The following is a 15,021-nucleotide window of genomic DNA, read 5'->3' on the forward strand; positions in this document are numbered from 1 at the left end:
CGGTGCCGTCCCCGGACCAGACCGCCCTGATTAACGAGCAGTACCGCGCACCGTTGAACCGCCTGGTCATCGCCGACCAGGCGGCAAATGTTATCCGCGCCGAAATGATAATGCCGCCGCAGGCCGGGGGCTTCTGGATACGTGAGGCCGCACTCTTTGACGAGACCGGCATCTGCCTGGCGGTGGCGAACCTGCCTGAATCCTACAAGCCGCTTCTGGCGGAAGGGTCGGGACGTTTCCAGGTGATTAACATCTGGCTGATGGTAAGCCAGACTGCCGATGTGCAGATGATTGCGGACCCGTCAGTGATTCTGGCGACGGTGGAAGAGGTCCTCCGGGCGGGGAACAACGCCAAAGATTATGCCGATGACATAGTTTCCACTCTGGAGAATGAGACGCGGGAGGCCATCACCTCAGCGGTCAGCACCGCTATCCGTGATTTCTGGGAAGCGGAAAACCCCGTCGGCACGGTCCGGTTTTACAGCCAGCATGTGGACCCGAATGAGCGCTACCCGTGGTCAACGTGGACGTATACCGGTGAGAACAGAACCCTCCGCGTGGCAAAAGCGGACGGCTCCAATGTCGGCACTAGCGGCGGCAGCGATACGGTCACCCTGCAGCGAGCGAATCTTCCCGCCGTGCAGATTGATGTAAGCGGCTCAGCCTCTGAGGTGGAGGAGCAAAAGCTGAGAACCGGCAAAGGCGGCGGGCATAAGCACAAAGGCGGGATGGCGGGGCCAGGTGAGGCCTGGGACAGTAATTATATTGTGGGCTCCGATAATGACAGCCGCAGGACGCGAAACTATACCTCTGACGAAGGCGAGCACGACCACGAATACACGGTACCAGGTCACGGTCACTCAGTCAGCGGCAAAACCGATAACCTCGGCGAGGGTAAATCGCTCAGCGTGGTGGAGGCTCACACTCTGCTGATGTGCTGGAGCCGCGTTTCCTGATGGACAGGTAAAACCCCGAACAAATCAGCCCCGTAACGGGGCTTTTTTTCTGCCTGCGGTTGTATCAACCACGGTACAACTGGCATCAACGGCTTGCGGTGAATGATTTCCATACCATGGGTGAACCCCTAAACAGGAGATTCATTCCATGGCGCAAGACTATCATCACGGCGTGCGCGTTGTAGAAGTTAACGACGGCACCCGCTCTATCACGACGGTGAGTACTGCGATCGTGGGCATGGTGTGCACCGGCGATGATGCCGATGCCTCCATGTTCCCGCTCAATAAGCCGGTACTGCTTACCGATGTACTGACTGCCAGCGGTAAAGCGGGCGAGTCCGGCACGCTGGCCCGCTCACTGGACGCTATCGCAGACCAGGCAAAACCCGTCACCGTAGTGGTGCGCGTTGCCCAGGGCGAAACCGAAGCGGAAACATCCGCAAACATCATCGGCGGCGTGACCGCGGACGGCAAGAAAACCGGCATGAAGGCGTTACTTTCGGCGCAGTCGCAGCTGGGCGTGAAGCCGCGCATTCTCGGCGTGCCGGGACATGATACGCAGGCCGTATCCACTGAGCTGCTGAGCGTGGCGCAGAGTCTGCGGGCCTTTGCCTATATGTCGGCATACGGCTGTAAGACGGTGGAGGATGCGATCGCCTACCGCGACAACTTCAGCCAGCGTGAAGGGATGCTTATCTGGCCTGACTTCATCAACTTTGACACGGTGCTGCAGGCGGATGCGACCGCCTACGCCACCGCCCGCGCCCTGGGATTGCGCGCCAAAATCGACGAGCAGACCGGCTGGCACAAAACCCTGTCTAACGTGGGCGTCAACGGCGTAACAGGCTTATCTGCGGATGTGTTCTGGGACCTGCAGGACCCGGCAACCGATGCCGGGCTGCTGAACCAAAACGACGTCACCACGTTGATCCGCAAGGATGGTTTCCGCTTCTGGGGTTCCCGCTGCCTCAGTGATGATCCGCTGTTCCAGTTTGAAAACTACACCCGCACCGCGCAGGTACTGGCTGACACCATGGCGGAGGGCCATATGTGGGCGGTGGATATGCCGCTTAACCCGTCGCTGGCCCGCGACATTATCGAAGGTATCCGCGCCAAAATGCGCAGCCTGGTGAATCAGGGCTACCTCATCGGCGGCGATTGCTGGATTGATGACAGCGTTAACGACAAAGACACCCTGAAGGCCGGGAAGCTCTGGATCGATTACGACTACACGCCAGTGCCGCCACTGGAAAACCTGATGCTGCGCCAGCGCATCACTGACCGTTACCTGGTGGATTTCACCACCCGCGTAAGCGCATAAGGGGGACTCATGGCCTTACCACGCAAACTAAAACACCTGAACATCTTCAACGCCGGTAACAGCTGGATGGGCATTGCTGAATCCGTCACCCTGCCGAAATTTTCCCGCAAGTTAGAGAACTATCGCGGTGGCGGTATGCCCGGTTCCGTCGGTATCGATCTGGGGCTGGATGATGGCGCTATGGACACGGAAATGACCATCGGCGGCACTGAAGCGCTGTTGTTCAAACAGATGGGCAAGGCCACGGTGGACGGGGTGCAGATGCGCTTCACAGGCTCTATCCAGCGAGATGACACCGGCGAGGTGCAGGCCGTTGAGCTGGTTGTACGCGGACGCCATAAAGAGGTGGATTCCGGCGAGTGGAAAACCGGCGAGAGCAATACCACCAAAGTCAGCAGCACCAACTCCTATGCGAAGCTGACCATTAACGGCGAAGTGCTTTATGAGGTCGATGTGATCAACATGATTGAAATTGTTGATGGCGTTGACCTGATGGAAGAGCACCGCAACGCCATCGGCCTTTAATGCATCACTGGCGCGGGCTGCCGCGCCAGCCACCCCATAACAGGAAGCGAACATGAGTGCAAAAACAGAAGCAACGGTGAAGCTGGATAGCCCGATTAAGCGCGGTGATACCACGATTACGGAAATTGTGCTGCGTAAACCGCAATCCGGCGCGCTGCGCGGCACGCGCCTGCAGGCGGTGATGGAGATGGACGTGGCCTCAATGATGACCGTGATCCCCCGCATCTCCACACCAACGCTGACCCCGCAGGAAATGTCCGACCTTGACCCGGCGGACCTTTCCGCAATGTCGATCGAGGTTGTCCTTTTTTTGTTGCCGAAGTCGGCGTTTGCCGATTTGCCGACAGCCTGACGGTCGATGACCTGGTGGCGGATATCGCCACGATCTTTCACTGGCCGCCGTCCGTCACTGACGTTATGCCGCTCACGGAAGTGCTGGAGTGGCGGCACAGAGCGATAATGCGAAGCGGGGCCAGCGATGAGTGATAAAAACCTGCGTCTGCAGGTGGTTCTGAATGCGGTTGATAAACTCACCCGCCCTTTAAAAATGGCGCAGGCTGGCTCTAAGGAGCTGGCCTCCGCTGTCCGGCAGACCCGCGAACAGCTGAAACGGCTGAACGATGCAGGGGGCCAGTTAAAATCCTTCGATCAACTGTCACAGAGCCTGAGCCGGACCAGTAACGAACTGGACCAGGCGCGGCTGCGTGCGCAGATGATGACCCGCGAAATGTCAGCCCTGGAATCCCCCACGAAAAAGCAGACGCAGGCGCTTGAAACGCAATGGCGGGCGGTGTCACGTCTGGAGCAAAAGCAGGGGCAGGAAACGCGGCAGATGGCGGCAGCCAGGGCTGAACTGTACCGCCTCGGCATCTCAGCGGGCGGCGGTGCCCGTGAAACGGCACGCATTACCCGCGAAACAGATCGCTATAACAAGCAGCTGGCAGAGCAGGAGCGGCGCTTGCGGGACGTGGGCGAGCGCCAGCGCAAGCTGAATGCGGTCAGGGCCAAAGCGGAGAAGATGCGCGACGTGCGTAATAGCCTAGCGGGGAACGGGGCCGGGATGATGGCCGCAGGCGTGACAACGGGCGCGACGTTGCTGGCCCCCATTCGCGCCTACTCGGAATCAGAGAACGCGGCTAACCAGCTGGCAGGCTCCATGATGGGGCCGGGCGGAAAGGTGGCGCCGGAGTTTGAGAAGCTTAACAAGCTGGCGATCGCCCTGGGCGACCGGCTGCCCGGCACCACGGCAGACTTTCAAAACATGATGACCATGTTACGTCGTCAGGGCATGTCGGCGCAGGTTATCCTGGGCGGGCTGGGTGAGTCGGCCGCTTACCTCGGCGTGCAACTTCAGATGGCCCCGACAGATGCAGCAGAGTTTGCCGCGAAACTGCAGGACGCCACGCAGACCACCGAAAAAGACATGATGAGCTTGATGGATCTTATCCAGCGTGGTTTTTATGCTGGCGTAGACCCAGGCAATATGCTGCAGGGGTTTTCAAAAATCAGCGCCGCGATGGACATTATCAAGCAGCAAGGGCTGGATGCCGCAAAAACCTTCGCGCCGCTGCTGGTTATGGCTGACCAGGCGTCAATGCCGGGGGAATCTGCAGGCAACGCCTATCGCAAGATTTTCCAAGCCACGCTGAACAATAAAAAAATCAGTAAGGCAAATGATGAGCTGGCTGGAACGGGGATAAAACTAAGTTTTCAGAACAGTAAAGGCCAGTTTGCGGGGCTGGAAAACCTGTATAAGCAACTGGATAAGCTGAATCAAATCACTGACGATGGAAAAAAACAGGCTGTCAAAGCAGCCCTTTTTGGTGATGACGCGGAAACCCTGCAGGCACTGAACATCATGATCACAAAAGGGATAGCGGGCTATCGCGAAACCGTGACAAAACTGGAGAACCAGGCAACCCTTCGCGAGCGCGTCGAGGCGTCCCTTAATACCCTGGGCAACAAATGGGAGGCCGCTGGCGGCTCCTTTACCAACGCCATGGCGAGCATCGGTGAAACCGTCGCGCCGGTACTGAAAAATATTGCGGACTGGCTGGGTAATCTGGCGTCCGCGCTGGATGGTTTTGTTAAACGGCATCCGCAATTGACGGCGGCGCTGTTTAAGATTGCGGCCGTGTTTGCCGTCGTTGCGACCGCTGCGGGTGTGTTGTCGCTGGCGCTGGCGTCCATTTTGGGGCCGATGGCGATAGTCCGTGTGATTGCTGGGGTTCTGGGAATTAAATTTGCCTCTGCTTTTGGTCTGATTAAGCAAGTCATAGGCGGTGCAGGCCAGGCGATCCTGTGGCTGGGCAGGTTGATGATGGCTAACCCCATTCTGGCGATAATAGGCCTGATTGCGATGGGAGCCATTTATATCTGGCAGAACTGGGAAACACTGGGGCCAAAATTCACCGCAATGTGGGACGCCATCTCGTCAGGGGTATCCAAGGTATGGGATGTGATTAAGCGGACCATAAGCAGCAAATGGGACGAAATTCTGAGTGATGTTGCCGCGCTGCCCGCGAAGTTTAAAGCGGTGGGCGGCGCGATCATTGACGGCATCCTGAGCGGTATCAATGAGAAGTGGGAAATGCTCAAGAGCAAGCTGGCATCGGTGAAAAGCTACCTGCCGGACTGGATGACCGGCGGAGACAAATCGCCAGGCGTACCCCAGCAGAAAGGCACTGGCGGATTCTTTGCGGGGATGTATGACAGTGGCGGCTATATTCCACGCGGGCAGGTGGGCATTGCTGGCGAGAATGGCCCGGAGCTGATTAACGGTCCGGCCTATGTGACCAGCCGCCGGAGGACGGCGGCGCTGGCGTCCGTTGTGGCCGGAATGATGGGGGGAGCTATGCCCGCAGAGGTCGCGCCGCTTCATCCAATGAGTCTGCCAGCAGCATCATATCGCCCTGCAGCAGAGAAACCGGCAGGCACGCGGCCGGTATTCCAGTTTGAAACCCAGGCACAAATCATTATCCAGGCGCAGCCGGGACAGAGTCCGCAGGATATTGCGCGGGAGGTCGCGCGGCAGCTCGATGAGCGCGAGCGCCGCATGAGGGCTAAGGCCCGCAGCAACTTCAGCGATCAAGGGGGGTATGATTCATGATGATGGTTCTGGGTTTGTTTGTGTTTCAGCTGCGCACGGTTCCCTATCAGCAACTGCAGTATCAGCGAAACTGGCGGCACGTGACCAACAACCGCGTTAATCGCCGTCCGACAACGCAGTTTCTGGGGCCAGATAACGATCAGCTGACGCTCTCCGGCGTCCTCATGCCGGAAGTGACCGGCGGCCGGTTGTCGTTGCTGGCGCTGGAGCTGATGGCGGAGCAGGGAAAGGCCTGGCCGCTAATCGAGGGCGGCGGGACTATCTACGGTATGTACGTGATTGAAAACCTGAGCCAGACGAAAACGGAATTTTTCGCCAGCGGTGAAGCAAGAAAAATAGAGTTTTCGCTGGGGCTGAAGCGTGTTGATGAGTCACTGTCCGAAATGTTCGGCAGCTTGAGCGACCAGCTTAGCAGCCTGCAGGATTCCGCATCGGCAGCGGTAGGGAATATCAGGACCATGGTAGGAGGGGTGCTGCAGTGAGCGAGATGACTGATTTACTCAACCTCAGCAAAACCCCGGCCTTTCGCATCGTGATAGAAGGCAAGGATGCAACGCAGACGCTGGATAAGCGCCTGCTGGGTATGACGTTGACCGACAACCGCGGATTTGAAGCCGACCAGCTCGATCTGGAGCTGGACGACGCCGACGGACTGGTAATTATGCCGCGTCGTGGCGCGGTGATTTCCCTGGCTCTGGGGTGGAAAGGCGAGCCGCTGTTTTCAAAAGGGAATTTTACCGTTGATGAGATAGAGCACAGCGGTAGCCCGGACCGACTGACAATCCGTGCCCGTAGCGCAGACTTCAGGGAGACGCTGAATGTACGGCGTGAAAAGTCGTGGCATAAAACGACGGTGGGCGAGGTGGTGAAGGAGATTGCCGTGCGGCACAGCCTGAAGGTTGCCATCTGTAAAGATGTAGCGGCGCAGGTTTTGGATCACCTGGACCAGACCAATGAAAGCGACGCCAGCTTTTTGATGAAGCTGGCGCGGCAGTACGGCGCGATTGCATCGGTGAAGGATAGTAACCTGCTGTTTATCCGGCAGGGGCAGGGGAAAACGGCCAGCGGTAAAGCGCTGCCGGTCATCACTATTACCCGCCGGGATGGTGACAGTCACCGCTTCAGCCTGGCGGACAGGGGAGCGTATACCGGGGTGATTGCTCACTGGCTGCATACGCGCGAACCGGAGAAAAAAGAAACCACCAAAGTGAAGCGCCGCCGGAAGACGACAAAACCAAAAGAGCCAGAAGCAAAGCAGGGGGATTACCTGATTGGGACGGATGAGAACGTGCTGGTTCTGAACCGGACCTATGCGAACCGCAGTAATGCGGAGCGTGCAGCAAAAATGAACTGGGAGCGGCTGCAGCGTGGTGTGGCGTCATTTTCCCTGCAGCTGGCACAAGGCCGCGCGGATCTCTATACGGAAATGCCCGTGAAGGTCACCGGCTTTAAACAACCCATTGATGATGTCAGCTGGACCATCACCACGTTAACGCACACGGTAAACCCGGATAGCGGATTTACAACCAGCATCGAGCTGGAAGTGAAAATTGATGATTTAGTAATGGACTGAGGTTTTCAAAAGAGAACTTAAAGTTCACAAAATGAAATAATGTTGTATCATTATTGCGATTTCAGCAAAAATGGCGGGGACGTAAAAATGATGATTTGCCCATTATGTGGAAGTGCAGCTCATACTCGCAGCAGTTTCCAGGTCTCTTCAATGACCAAAGAACGTTACAACCAGTGCCAGAATATCAACTGCAGCCATACGTTCGTAACGCATGAGACTTTTGTTCGCTCAATTTCTACACCTAAAGAGGCCCATCCTGTGCAGCCTCACCCCACAAATTCAGGCCAGGCTGCGCTGGCTCTTTGAGGCTGTCGCCACTTTGTCGCCATGACTTAAAAAGAGGGTTTGTAATTCAATGATTTTAAAGGCCGTAAAATTCAGGCAACAAAAAACCCATCAACCTTGAACCGAAGTGGCGGGGTTGATGGGCTCCACAAAATGGGGACATCAAAGAAAAGCAGTGGCATTACTTATGACTGATGCCCTGAGAAAAAGTTCTGCCTGTGACGGCTTTTTTCTCAAAAATTTATTGTAGCCCTGGCCAGATGATCACGATGAGCGTCCCGGCAAGGGTAAGCAGCACGTTGGCAATGGCGTAGGTGCCTGCGTAGCCGAGCGCCGGAATGTTGCTGCGCGCGGTATCGCTGATGATCTCCATTGCCGGGGCGCAGGTGCGGGCGCCCATCATGGCGCCAAACAGCATCGCCCGGTTCATGCGCAGCACATAGGCGCCGAACAGGAAGCAGATCACTACCGGCAACAGGCTGACAATAAGCCCTGCCGCCAGCATCTGACCGCCGACGGCGCCCAGACCGTTATTGATCCCGGCCCCGGCGCTGAGTCCGACCCCGGCCATAAACACCATCAGGCCAAACTCTTTCACCATGTTCAGCGCTCCCTGCGGGATATAGCCGAAGGTTGGGTGGTTGGCGCGCAGGAAGCCAAGCATAATGCCGGCAAACAGCAGGCCGGCGGCGTTGCCGATGCCGAAGCTAAAAGAGCTGAACTGGAAGGTGATCATGCCGATCATCAGGCCGACGATAAAGAAGGCGCAGAAGGCCAGCAGGTCGGTCACCTGGCTGTGAATGGAGATAAAGCCGATGCGGTCGGCTACGGTTTTTACGCGACGGGCATCGCCGCTGACCTGCAGCACGTCGCCTTTGTTCAGCACCACGTTATCGTCGATAGGCATTTCAATCTGGCTGCGAATAACCCGGTTTAAGAAGCAGCCGTGGTCGGTGAGCTTCAGCTGCGCCAGGCGGCGGCCGACGGCGTTGTGGTTTTTGACCACAATCTCTTCGGTGACGATGCGCATGTCGAGCAGATCGCGGTCAAATACCTCTTTGCCGTTACGGAAGCTCGGGTCGAGGCGGGCGTGCGCGTCCGGATAGCCCACCAGCGCAATATCGTCGCCCATCTGCAGCACCGCGTCGCCGTCCGGGTTGGCCAGAATGCCGTTGCGGCGGATGCGTTCGATATAGCAGCCGGTCTGGCGATAAATACCCAGTTCGCGCAGATTTTTGCCATCCGCCCAGGCCACCAGCTCCGGGCCAACGCGGTAGGCGCGGATCACCGGCAGGTACACTTTACGTTTTGAATCGGTATCGAGGCCGCGCTCGCGGGCGATTTGCTGGGCGCTGGTCTGCAGATCCTGATGCTGCAGCTTGGGCATATAGCGGGCGCCGACGATCAGACTCACCAGGCCGACCAGGTAGGTCAGGGCATAGCCGAGGCTCAGATGGTCAAGCGACTGCGCCAGCTGATCGCTGGGCAGGCCGAAATGGCGCAGGGTGTCGCCCGCGCCCACCAGCACCGGGGTGGAGGTCATGGCGCCCGCCAGCATACCGGCGGTAAGACCAATATCCCAGCCGAACACTTTGCCCAGCACGGTGGCGATCAGCATCGCGCTGCCGACCATCACCAGCGCCAGCATCAGGTAGTTTTTGCCGTCGCGGAAAAAAATGGAAAAAAAGTTGGGCCCGGCTTCCACGCCGACGCAAAAAATAAATAGCATAAAGCCGAGATTAAGGGCATCAGTGTTAATCGCGAAATGCTGTTGACCTAATAAGAGAGAAACGACTAAAACGCCAATGGAATTACCAAGTTGTACTGAGCCGAGACGCAGTTTTCCCAAGCATAGTCCTAATGCAAGTACAACGAATAATAACAGGATGTAATTCCCGTTTAACAAATCTGCGACGTTTATATTCACGAAAGCCAACTTCTCATTTACTAGTAAGTTGTTGAAGGAAATGGTTATTTGGTCTAAGGTTGCTCAGGCGTTCGCGTTGTGGCGAACCTATTCTGGCACCCTGTTATAACCAGCAAAAATATAACCGCTAGTTTAATCCTTCCTGGATGCGGCGGCTAGTGACAATCGTTTTTAGGCTGGTAGGGGAGTTATTGGCATGGATTGCCGAAATGCTTTATCTGACTGGGCGACGTGGACGTGAGTTAGAGGCAACATCAGGAGGATACGGTGAAATCTGAGCGTAGTTGGGCCGGTATTATCTGCGGCTTCGTTCTGTTCATTGTGGTGTGCTTATCGCTGCTATTACATATGAAAGGGGCCTTTCGCGCCAGCGGCAACCCGGAGCTGGGCCTGCTCTTCTTTTTGCTGCCAGGGGCGGCAGCGAGCTGCCTCTCTCCCGGACAGCGGGTACTGCGTCCTTTGCTGGGTGCGATGCTGGCGGCGCCGGTCTGTATGGTGACGATGCGGCTGTTCTTCGTGACGCACAGAACGTTCTGGCAGGAGATGGCGTGGGTACTGAGCGCGGTGTTCTGGTGCGCGCTCGGGGCGTTGTGCTTTTTGTTTATCTGCGCCTGGCTTGATACCTGGCGCAGTCACTCATCGAGCAAATAAATTGGCTCAGGCAAACAGACCGAGGTTCTCTTTCGCCCAGGCTTCGAAATCGGTGCAACCGCCGATGTGTTTCTGGTCGACGAAAATCTGCGGTACGGTTTCAACCGGTTTGCCGACGGTTTTTTCCAGGTCAGCTTTGCTGATGCCTTCGGCGTGAATATCCACGTAACGGTAGTTAAAGTCATCACGCTCGTTGGTCAGTTTTTCTGCCAGCTCTTTGGCGCGAACGCAGTAAGGGCAGCCTGGACGACCAAAAATAACGGTAAACATTGCTTCTCTCCTTAAACCTCAGCCGGATGGCGAATGGCGCTTATGATGCCTGCATTGACCGGGGAGGGAAAGAAGGTTCTACCTTTTGCTTCGATGGTTTACGGCTATGTTTGATAAATGTCGTACTATCAAAACCCGTATACTGACCCGGCGGCGCAGTGGGATTGTCTGATGCGCCGCGCTTATCAACCGGAGAGGCGTGATGCGAAAATTTGCCCCGTTGCCGAAAAGCATTCTGCTGGTTGAGATCCTCGGGATGGGGCTGTTAACCCTTGCCTGGCTCTCGCTTAACCAGTATGTCCAGCTGCCTGAGCCCATTGCCAGTCCGACTGCGGCGCTGGTGATGATCTTTGCCGGGATTATGCTGATGATCCCTGCCGCCATCGCTGTCATGTGGCGAGTGGCGCAGATCGTGGCCCCGCAGTTAACGCACTCTCCAAAGCCTGAATCCTTGTCTGACAGAGAAAAACGCAATGACGCCGACCATTGAGCTGCTGCGCAGCCATCGTTCCATCCGCCACTTCACCGATGCGCCCGTGAGCGACGAACAGCGCGCAGAGATTATCGCCAGCGCGCAAGCGGCATCTACCTCGAGTTTTTTACAGTGCACCTCCATCATCCGTATTACTGACCCAGCGCTGCGTGCGCAACTGGTCCCGCTGACCGGCGGCCAGCAGCACGTCGCCCAGGCGGCGGAGTTTTGGGTCTTCTGCGCCGACTTTAACCGCCACCTGCAGATTTGCCCACAGGCGCAGCTGGGGCTGGCGGAACAGCTGCTGATCGGCGTCGTCGATACGGCGCTGCTGGCGCAAAACGCGCTGATTGCCGCCGAGTCCCTCGGGCTGGGTGGCGTCTATATCGGCGGACTGCGCAACAACATTGAGGCGGTGACGGCGCTGCTGGCGCTGCCGCAGCACGTCCTGCCTCTGTTCGGTCTTTGCCTTGGCTGGCCGGCGGATAACCCGGACATCAAGCCGCGGATGCCGGCCGCCATGCTGGTGCATGAGAACCACTATCAGCCGCTGGATAACGCGCTGCTGGCGGACTATGACGAACAGCTGGCGCACTATTATCTGTCGCGCGGCAGCAACGCCCGCCGCGATACCTGGAGCGATCATATCCGTCGCACTATCGTGAAAGAGAGTCGTCCGTTTATTCTCGACTATCTGCATAAGCAGGGGTGGGCAACACGCTGATTACGTGTACACTGCTGCTCCGGCCAGGCGGTATCCGCCGCTGGCCGCAGGAAAGGTGAAAGTGTGTTCGATAGCTGAGGCCCGCCAGAGCGGGTCTTTTCGCAGAGGTGCAGGATGAAAATTGCCATATTATCCCGGGATGGAACGCTTTATTCATGTCGACGCCTGCGCGAAGCGGCGCAACAGCGCGGGCATCAGGTCGAGATCCTCGATCCGCTTTCCTGCTATATGAACGTCAGTCCGGTGGCGTCGTCCATCCACTACAAAGGGCGTCAGCTACCGCATTTTGATGCGGTGATCCCGCGGATTGGCTCGGCGATCACCTACTATGGCACCGCGGCTTTGCGTCAGTTTGAGCTATTGGGAAGCTATCCGCTGAATGAGTCGGTCGCCATCACCCGCGCTCGCGATAAGCTGCGCTCGCTGCAGCTGCTGGCGCGCCAGGGCATCGATCTGCCGCTGACCGGCATCGCTCACTCCCCCGATGACACCAGCGACCTGATCGCCATGGTGGGTGGGGCACCACTGGTGGTGAAGCTGGTGGAAGGCACCCAGGGGATCGGCGTGGTGCTGGCGGAGACCCGTCAGGCGGCGGAGAGCGTGATCGACGCCTTTCGCGGGCTGAATGCGCATATTTTGGTGCAGGAATATATTGCCGAGGCGAAAGGCTGCGATATTCGCTGCCTGGTGGTCGGCAATGAGGTGGTAGCGGCGATCGAACGGCGGGCAAAAGAGGGCGACTTTCGTTCTAACCTGCACCGCGGCGGCATGGCCACGGTGGCGCAGATTAGCGACGAGGAGCGGGCGATTGCCATCAAGGCGACGCAAACCCTTGGGCTCGACGTCGCCGGCGTCGATATTTTACGCGCCACCCGCGGGCCGCTGGTCATGGAAGTGAATGCTTCGCCAGGGCTGGAAGGGGTAGAAACCACCACCGGCGTGGACATAGCCAGCAAGATGATCGCCTGGATCGAGCGCCAGGCGACGCCGGAATTCTGTTTGAAAATAGGCGGCTAGCCGCCGGATGCAAGTCTGTCATGGTATGCGGCGCTTTTTTTGCGTAAGCTATGGCGTCGTTTTTCCATTGTAAGAGGTCACAGGCACTATGGATTCACTGGTCGTTCCAGGTCTGGATACGCTACGTCGCTGGCTGGATGAGATCGGCATCAGCTTTTTTGAGTGCGATTCCTGTCAGGCATTGCACCTGCCGCATATGCAGAATTTCGACGGTATTTTTGATGCCAAAATTGACCTGGTGGACAACGTGGTGCTCTTTTCCGCCCTCGCGGAGGTGAAGCCGTCTGCCCTGCTGGCGCTGTCGGCGGATCTCTCGGCCATCAACGCCAGCTCGTTAACCGTGAAGGCCTTTATCGATATTCAGGACGATAACTTACCCAAGCTGGTGGTCTGCCAGTCGTTGTCTATCGGTCCAGGAGTGACCATGGATCAGTTCGCCTGGTTCTTCCGCCAAAGTGAAGAGCAGATCTCGATGGTGATCCTCGAAGCCGGCGCTAATCAGCTGCTGTACAAAGGTGAAGAGGAAGAGCCCGCGGCGGAAAACGTGCAATACCATTTTCTTCACTAAAGCCGCCTAAAATTAGCGCAGCCACTACCGCAGCGGCTGCGTATTACCCGCTTTTATTCTGCGTTTAACCTTCTCTTAAAGCATTATTCACCGCCATTCAGGCCGTTTTGGCTTATCACGTAGACCGTTATTGCATAAAAATTTGATAAAAGGCGTTTTTTTACCTGGGCTATAGCCTCTTATTCTGGCTACAGTTATTCTGGCGATGCTTCCAGTTGCGAGCAACCACTCCGGGAGAGATCCGCTCTCCTTTTCTCAGGCAATGAAAAAATATGCATGATTCTTGCATGCGTTGAAATGCGTATATTTGAGCCCGTAAATTAACGGGCGTTGAGAAGGATAAGAGATATGACCGCCTTTGGTAAAAAATGGTTAACAGGTCTGGTTACGGGTGCGCTGATGGCCGTCTCTGCCGGTTCGCTCGCCGCCGAACAAAAAACCCTGCATGTTTATAACTGGTCTGATTATATTGCGCCGGACACGGTAGCGAATTTCGAAAAAGAGACCGGGATTAAAGTCGTGTATGACGTTTTTGATTCCAACGAAGTACTGGAAGGCAAATTAATGGCCGGCAGCACCGGTTTCGACCTGGTGGTACCGTCGGCAAGCTTCCTTGAGCGCCAGCTGGCGGCGGGCGTGTTCCAGCCGCTGGATAAGAGCAAGCTGCCCAACTGGAAGAACCTTGACCCCGAAGTGCTGAAGCTGGTCGCCAAGCATGACCCGGAGAATAAATACGCGGTGCCTTATCTGTGGGCAACGACGGGTATTGGCTACAACGTGGATAAGGTGAAAGCGGTCCTCGGCAAAGATGCGCCGGTAGACAGCTGGGATCTGGTGCTGAAGCCGGAGAACCTCGAAAAACTGAAAAGCTGCGGCGTCTCCTTCCTCGACGCGCCGGAAGAGATTTTCGCCACCGTGCTGAACTACCTTGGCAAGGATCCGAACAGCAGCAAAGCGGATGATTACACCGGCCCGGCCACCGATCTGCTGTTGAAGCTGCGGCCGAACATTCGCTACTTCCACTCTTCGCAATATATTAACGATCTTGCCAACGGCGATATCTGCGTGGCGATCGGCTGGGCAGGGGATGTCTGGCAGGCGGCCAACCGCGCGAAAGAGGCGAAAAATGGCGTCAACGTCTCCTACTTTATTCCGAAAGAAGGCGCGCTGGCGTTCTTTGATGTCTTTGCCATGCCGGCCGACGCCAAGAATAAAGATGAAGCCTATCAGTTCCTTAACTATCTGATGCGCCCGGATGTGATCGCTAAAATCAGCGACCAGGTGTTCTACGCCAACGGCAACAAGGCCTCCACACCGCTGGTCAGCGAGGCTATCCGTAACAACCCGGCGATTTATCCGCCAGCGGATGTGTTCGCCAAACTGTTCACGCTGAAGGTGCAGGATCCGAAGATTGACCGCGTGCGCACCCGCGCATGGACCAAAGTGAAGAGCGGCAAATAATCTCTGACGGCCCGTCGAACACGGGCCGAATCAGATCTGCACTCGCCGGGAAATGGCAGCGCGCCCGGCGAGCAGAAGCACCAGGATGGTGCAATTGCACTGTTAAGCACGAAGTATGGCACCGGACCATATGGTGATCGTTTTTTTGCCGGAGAGCACCCG

The 15,021-nt window shown here is 56.9% G+C and carries 17 protein-coding genes; 15 read left to right on the plus strand and 2 right to left on the minus strand.

Going from position 1 to position 15,021, the window contains the following annotated elements; translation table 11 throughout:
- The 9 genes from CWM61_RS14695 to CWM61_RS14735 form a co-directional block, all read left to right on the plus strand.
- Positions 1-956 (plus strand): phage tail protein (locus CWM61_RS14695; RefSeq protein ID WP_100631453.1); only part of this gene is annotated, 956 nt, incomplete at its 5' end.
- Between the two features lie 148 nt (positions 957-1,104).
- A complete protein-coding gene (locus CWM61_RS14700) occupies positions 1,105-2,277 on the plus strand; it encodes a phage tail sheath protein (protein ID WP_100631454.1) in 1,173 nt (390 codons plus the stop codon).
- Positions 2,278-2,286: 9 nt separating this feature from the next.
- The gene (locus CWM61_RS14705; protein WP_100631455.1) at positions 2,287-2,802 is read left to right on the plus strand and encodes a phage major tail tube protein; all 516 of its coding nucleotides are present in this window, start codon (positions 2,287-2,289) and stop codon (positions 2,800-2,802) included.
- Between the two features lie 52 nt (positions 2,803-2,854).
- Entirely contained in the window at positions 2,855-3,154 is a 300-nt protein-coding gene (locus CWM61_RS14710; protein ID WP_100631456.1) for a phage tail assembly protein, read from the plus strand.
- A 14-nt stretch (positions 3,155-3,168) separates the two neighbouring features.
- Positions 3,169-3,288 carry a GpE family phage tail protein gene (locus tag CWM61_RS14715; protein WP_002896220.1) on the plus strand — a complete coding sequence of 40 codons (120 nt, stop codon included), beginning with the start codon at positions 3,169-3,171 and terminating at the stop codon, positions 3,286-3,288.
- Complete coding sequence (locus tag CWM61_RS14720) at positions 3,281-5,911, plus strand: phage tail tape measure protein (RefSeq protein WP_100631457.1); 2,631 nt, start codon at positions 3,281-3,283, stop codon at positions 5,909-5,911. The genes CWM61_RS14715 and CWM61_RS14720 overlap by 8 nt, the downstream gene beginning before the upstream one ends.
- On the plus strand, positions 5,908-6,393 hold the full coding sequence (locus tag CWM61_RS14725; RefSeq protein WP_100631458.1) for a phage tail protein: 486 nt from the start codon (positions 5,908-5,910) through the stop codon (positions 6,391-6,393). Before CWM61_RS14720 ends, CWM61_RS14725 begins: the two co-directional genes overlap by 4 nt.
- Positions 6,394-6,398: 5 nt before the next feature.
- Entirely contained in the window at positions 6,399-7,484 is a 1,086-nt protein-coding gene (locus tag CWM61_RS14730; RefSeq protein WP_413773465.1) for a phage late control D family protein, read from the plus strand.
- 87 nt (positions 7,485-7,571) lie between these two features.
- The gene (locus CWM61_RS14735; protein WP_004223962.1) at positions 7,572-7,790 is read left to right on the plus strand and encodes an ogr/Delta-like zinc finger family protein; all 219 of its coding nucleotides are present in this window, start codon (positions 7,572-7,574) and stop codon (positions 7,788-7,790) included.
- A 220-nt stretch (positions 7,791-8,010) separates the two neighbouring features.
- Here CWM61_RS14735 and CWM61_RS14740 read toward each other — a convergent pair whose 3' ends face one another.
- Complete coding sequence (locus CWM61_RS14740) at positions 8,011-9,696, minus strand: aspartate:alanine antiporter (protein WP_008805810.1); 1,686 nt, start codon at positions 9,694-9,696, stop codon at positions 8,011-8,013.
- A gap of 267 nt (positions 9,697-9,963) precedes the next feature.
- Here CWM61_RS14740 and ybjM point away from each other — a divergent pair, with 267 nt between their 5' ends.
- Positions 9,964-10,347: an inner membrane protein YbjM gene (ybjM, locus tag CWM61_RS14745; RefSeq protein ID WP_008805811.1), complete on the plus strand. Its 384-nt coding sequence runs from the start codon at positions 9,964-9,966 to the stop codon at positions 10,345-10,347.
- A gap of 6 nt (positions 10,348-10,353) precedes the next feature.
- On the opposite strand, the gene CWM61_RS14750 is transcribed toward ybjM, so the two are convergent.
- Positions 10,354-10,617, minus strand: coding sequence for a GrxA family glutaredoxin (locus CWM61_RS14750; protein WP_002896352.1), 264 nt, complete (start codon positions 10,615-10,617; stop codon positions 10,354-10,356).
- A gap of 202 nt (positions 10,618-10,819) precedes the next feature.
- Between CWM61_RS14750 and CWM61_RS14755 the strand changes: the two genes are divergently transcribed.
- From CWM61_RS14755 to potF, 5 genes are all read left to right on the plus strand, one after another.
- Positions 10,820-11,107, plus strand: coding sequence for a YbjC family protein (locus tag CWM61_RS14755; RefSeq protein ID WP_074386444.1), 288 nt, complete (start codon positions 10,820-10,822; stop codon positions 11,105-11,107).
- Positions 11,091-11,813, plus strand: a complete 723-nt coding sequence (nfsA, locus tag CWM61_RS14760; RefSeq protein ID WP_074386443.1) for a nitroreductase NfsA — start codon at positions 11,091-11,093, stop codon at positions 11,811-11,813. Before CWM61_RS14755 ends, nfsA begins: the two co-directional genes overlap by 17 nt.
- Before the next feature lie 114 nt (positions 11,814-11,927).
- Positions 11,928-12,830: a 30S ribosomal protein S6--L-glutamate ligase gene (gene rimK, locus CWM61_RS14765; RefSeq protein ID WP_061155214.1), complete on the plus strand. Its 903-nt coding sequence runs from the start codon at positions 11,928-11,930 to the stop codon at positions 12,828-12,830.
- Positions 12,831-12,918: 88 nt separating this feature from the next.
- Positions 12,919-13,398, plus strand: a complete 480-nt coding sequence (locus tag CWM61_RS14770; RefSeq protein ID WP_061155213.1) for a YbjN domain-containing protein — start codon at positions 12,919-12,921, stop codon at positions 13,396-13,398.
- Positions 13,399-13,746: 348 nt separating this feature from the next.
- Complete coding sequence (gene potF, locus CWM61_RS14775; protein WP_074386442.1) at positions 13,747-14,859, plus strand: spermidine/putrescine ABC transporter substrate-binding protein PotF; 1,113 nt, start codon at positions 13,747-13,749, stop codon at positions 14,857-14,859.
- Positions 14,860-15,021 lie beyond the last annotated feature (162 nt).

It is taken from the genome of Klebsiella sp. K-Nf6 (assembly GCF_002806655.1).
Lineage (GTDB): Bacteria > Pseudomonadota > Gammaproteobacteria > Enterobacterales > Enterobacteriaceae > Klebsiella > Klebsiella variicola.

Coding starts and splice junctions, on each gene's coding strand:
- CWM61_RS14700 (WP_100631454.1), top strand. CDS start 1,105: ATGGCGCAAGACTATCATCACGGCGTGCGCGTTGTAGAAGTTAACGAC.
- CWM61_RS14705 (WP_100631455.1), top strand. CDS start 2,287: ATGGCCTTACCACGCAAACTAAAACACCTGAACATCTTCAACGCCGGT.
- CWM61_RS14755 (WP_074386444.1), top strand. CDS start 10,820: ATGCGAAAATTTGCCCCGTTGCCGAAAAGCATTCTGCTGGTTGAGATC.
- CWM61_RS14735 (WP_004223962.1), top strand. CDS start 7,572: ATGATGATTTGCCCATTATGTGGAAGTGCAGCTCATACTCGCAGCAGT.
- CWM61_RS14720 (WP_100631457.1), top strand. CDS start 3,281: ATGAGTGATAAAAACCTGCGTCTGCAGGTGGTTCTGAATGCGGTTGAT.
- CWM61_RS14730 (WP_413773465.1), top strand. CDS start 6,399: ATGACTGATTTACTCAACCTCAGCAAAACCCCGGCCTTTCGCATCGTG.
- CWM61_RS14750 (WP_002896352.1), bottom strand. CDS start 10,617: ATGTTTACCGTTATTTTTGGTCGTCCAGGCTGCCCTTACTGCGTTCGC.
- CWM61_RS14770 (WP_061155213.1), top strand. CDS start 12,919: ATGGATTCACTGGTCGTTCCAGGTCTGGATACGCTACGTCGCTGGCTG.
- CWM61_RS14710 (WP_100631456.1), top strand. CDS start 2,855: ATGAGTGCAAAAACAGAAGCAACGGTGAAGCTGGATAGCCCGATTAAG.
- nfsA (WP_074386443.1), top strand. CDS start 11,091: ATGACGCCGACCATTGAGCTGCTGCGCAGCCATCGTTCCATCCGCCAC.
- rimK (WP_061155214.1), top strand. CDS start 11,928: ATGAAAATTGCCATATTATCCCGGGATGGAACGCTTTATTCATGTCGA.
- CWM61_RS14725 (WP_100631458.1), top strand. CDS start 5,908: ATGATGATGGTTCTGGGTTTGTTTGTGTTTCAGCTGCGCACGGTTCCC.
- potF (WP_074386442.1), top strand. CDS start 13,747: ATGACCGCCTTTGGTAAAAAATGGTTAACAGGTCTGGTTACGGGTGCG.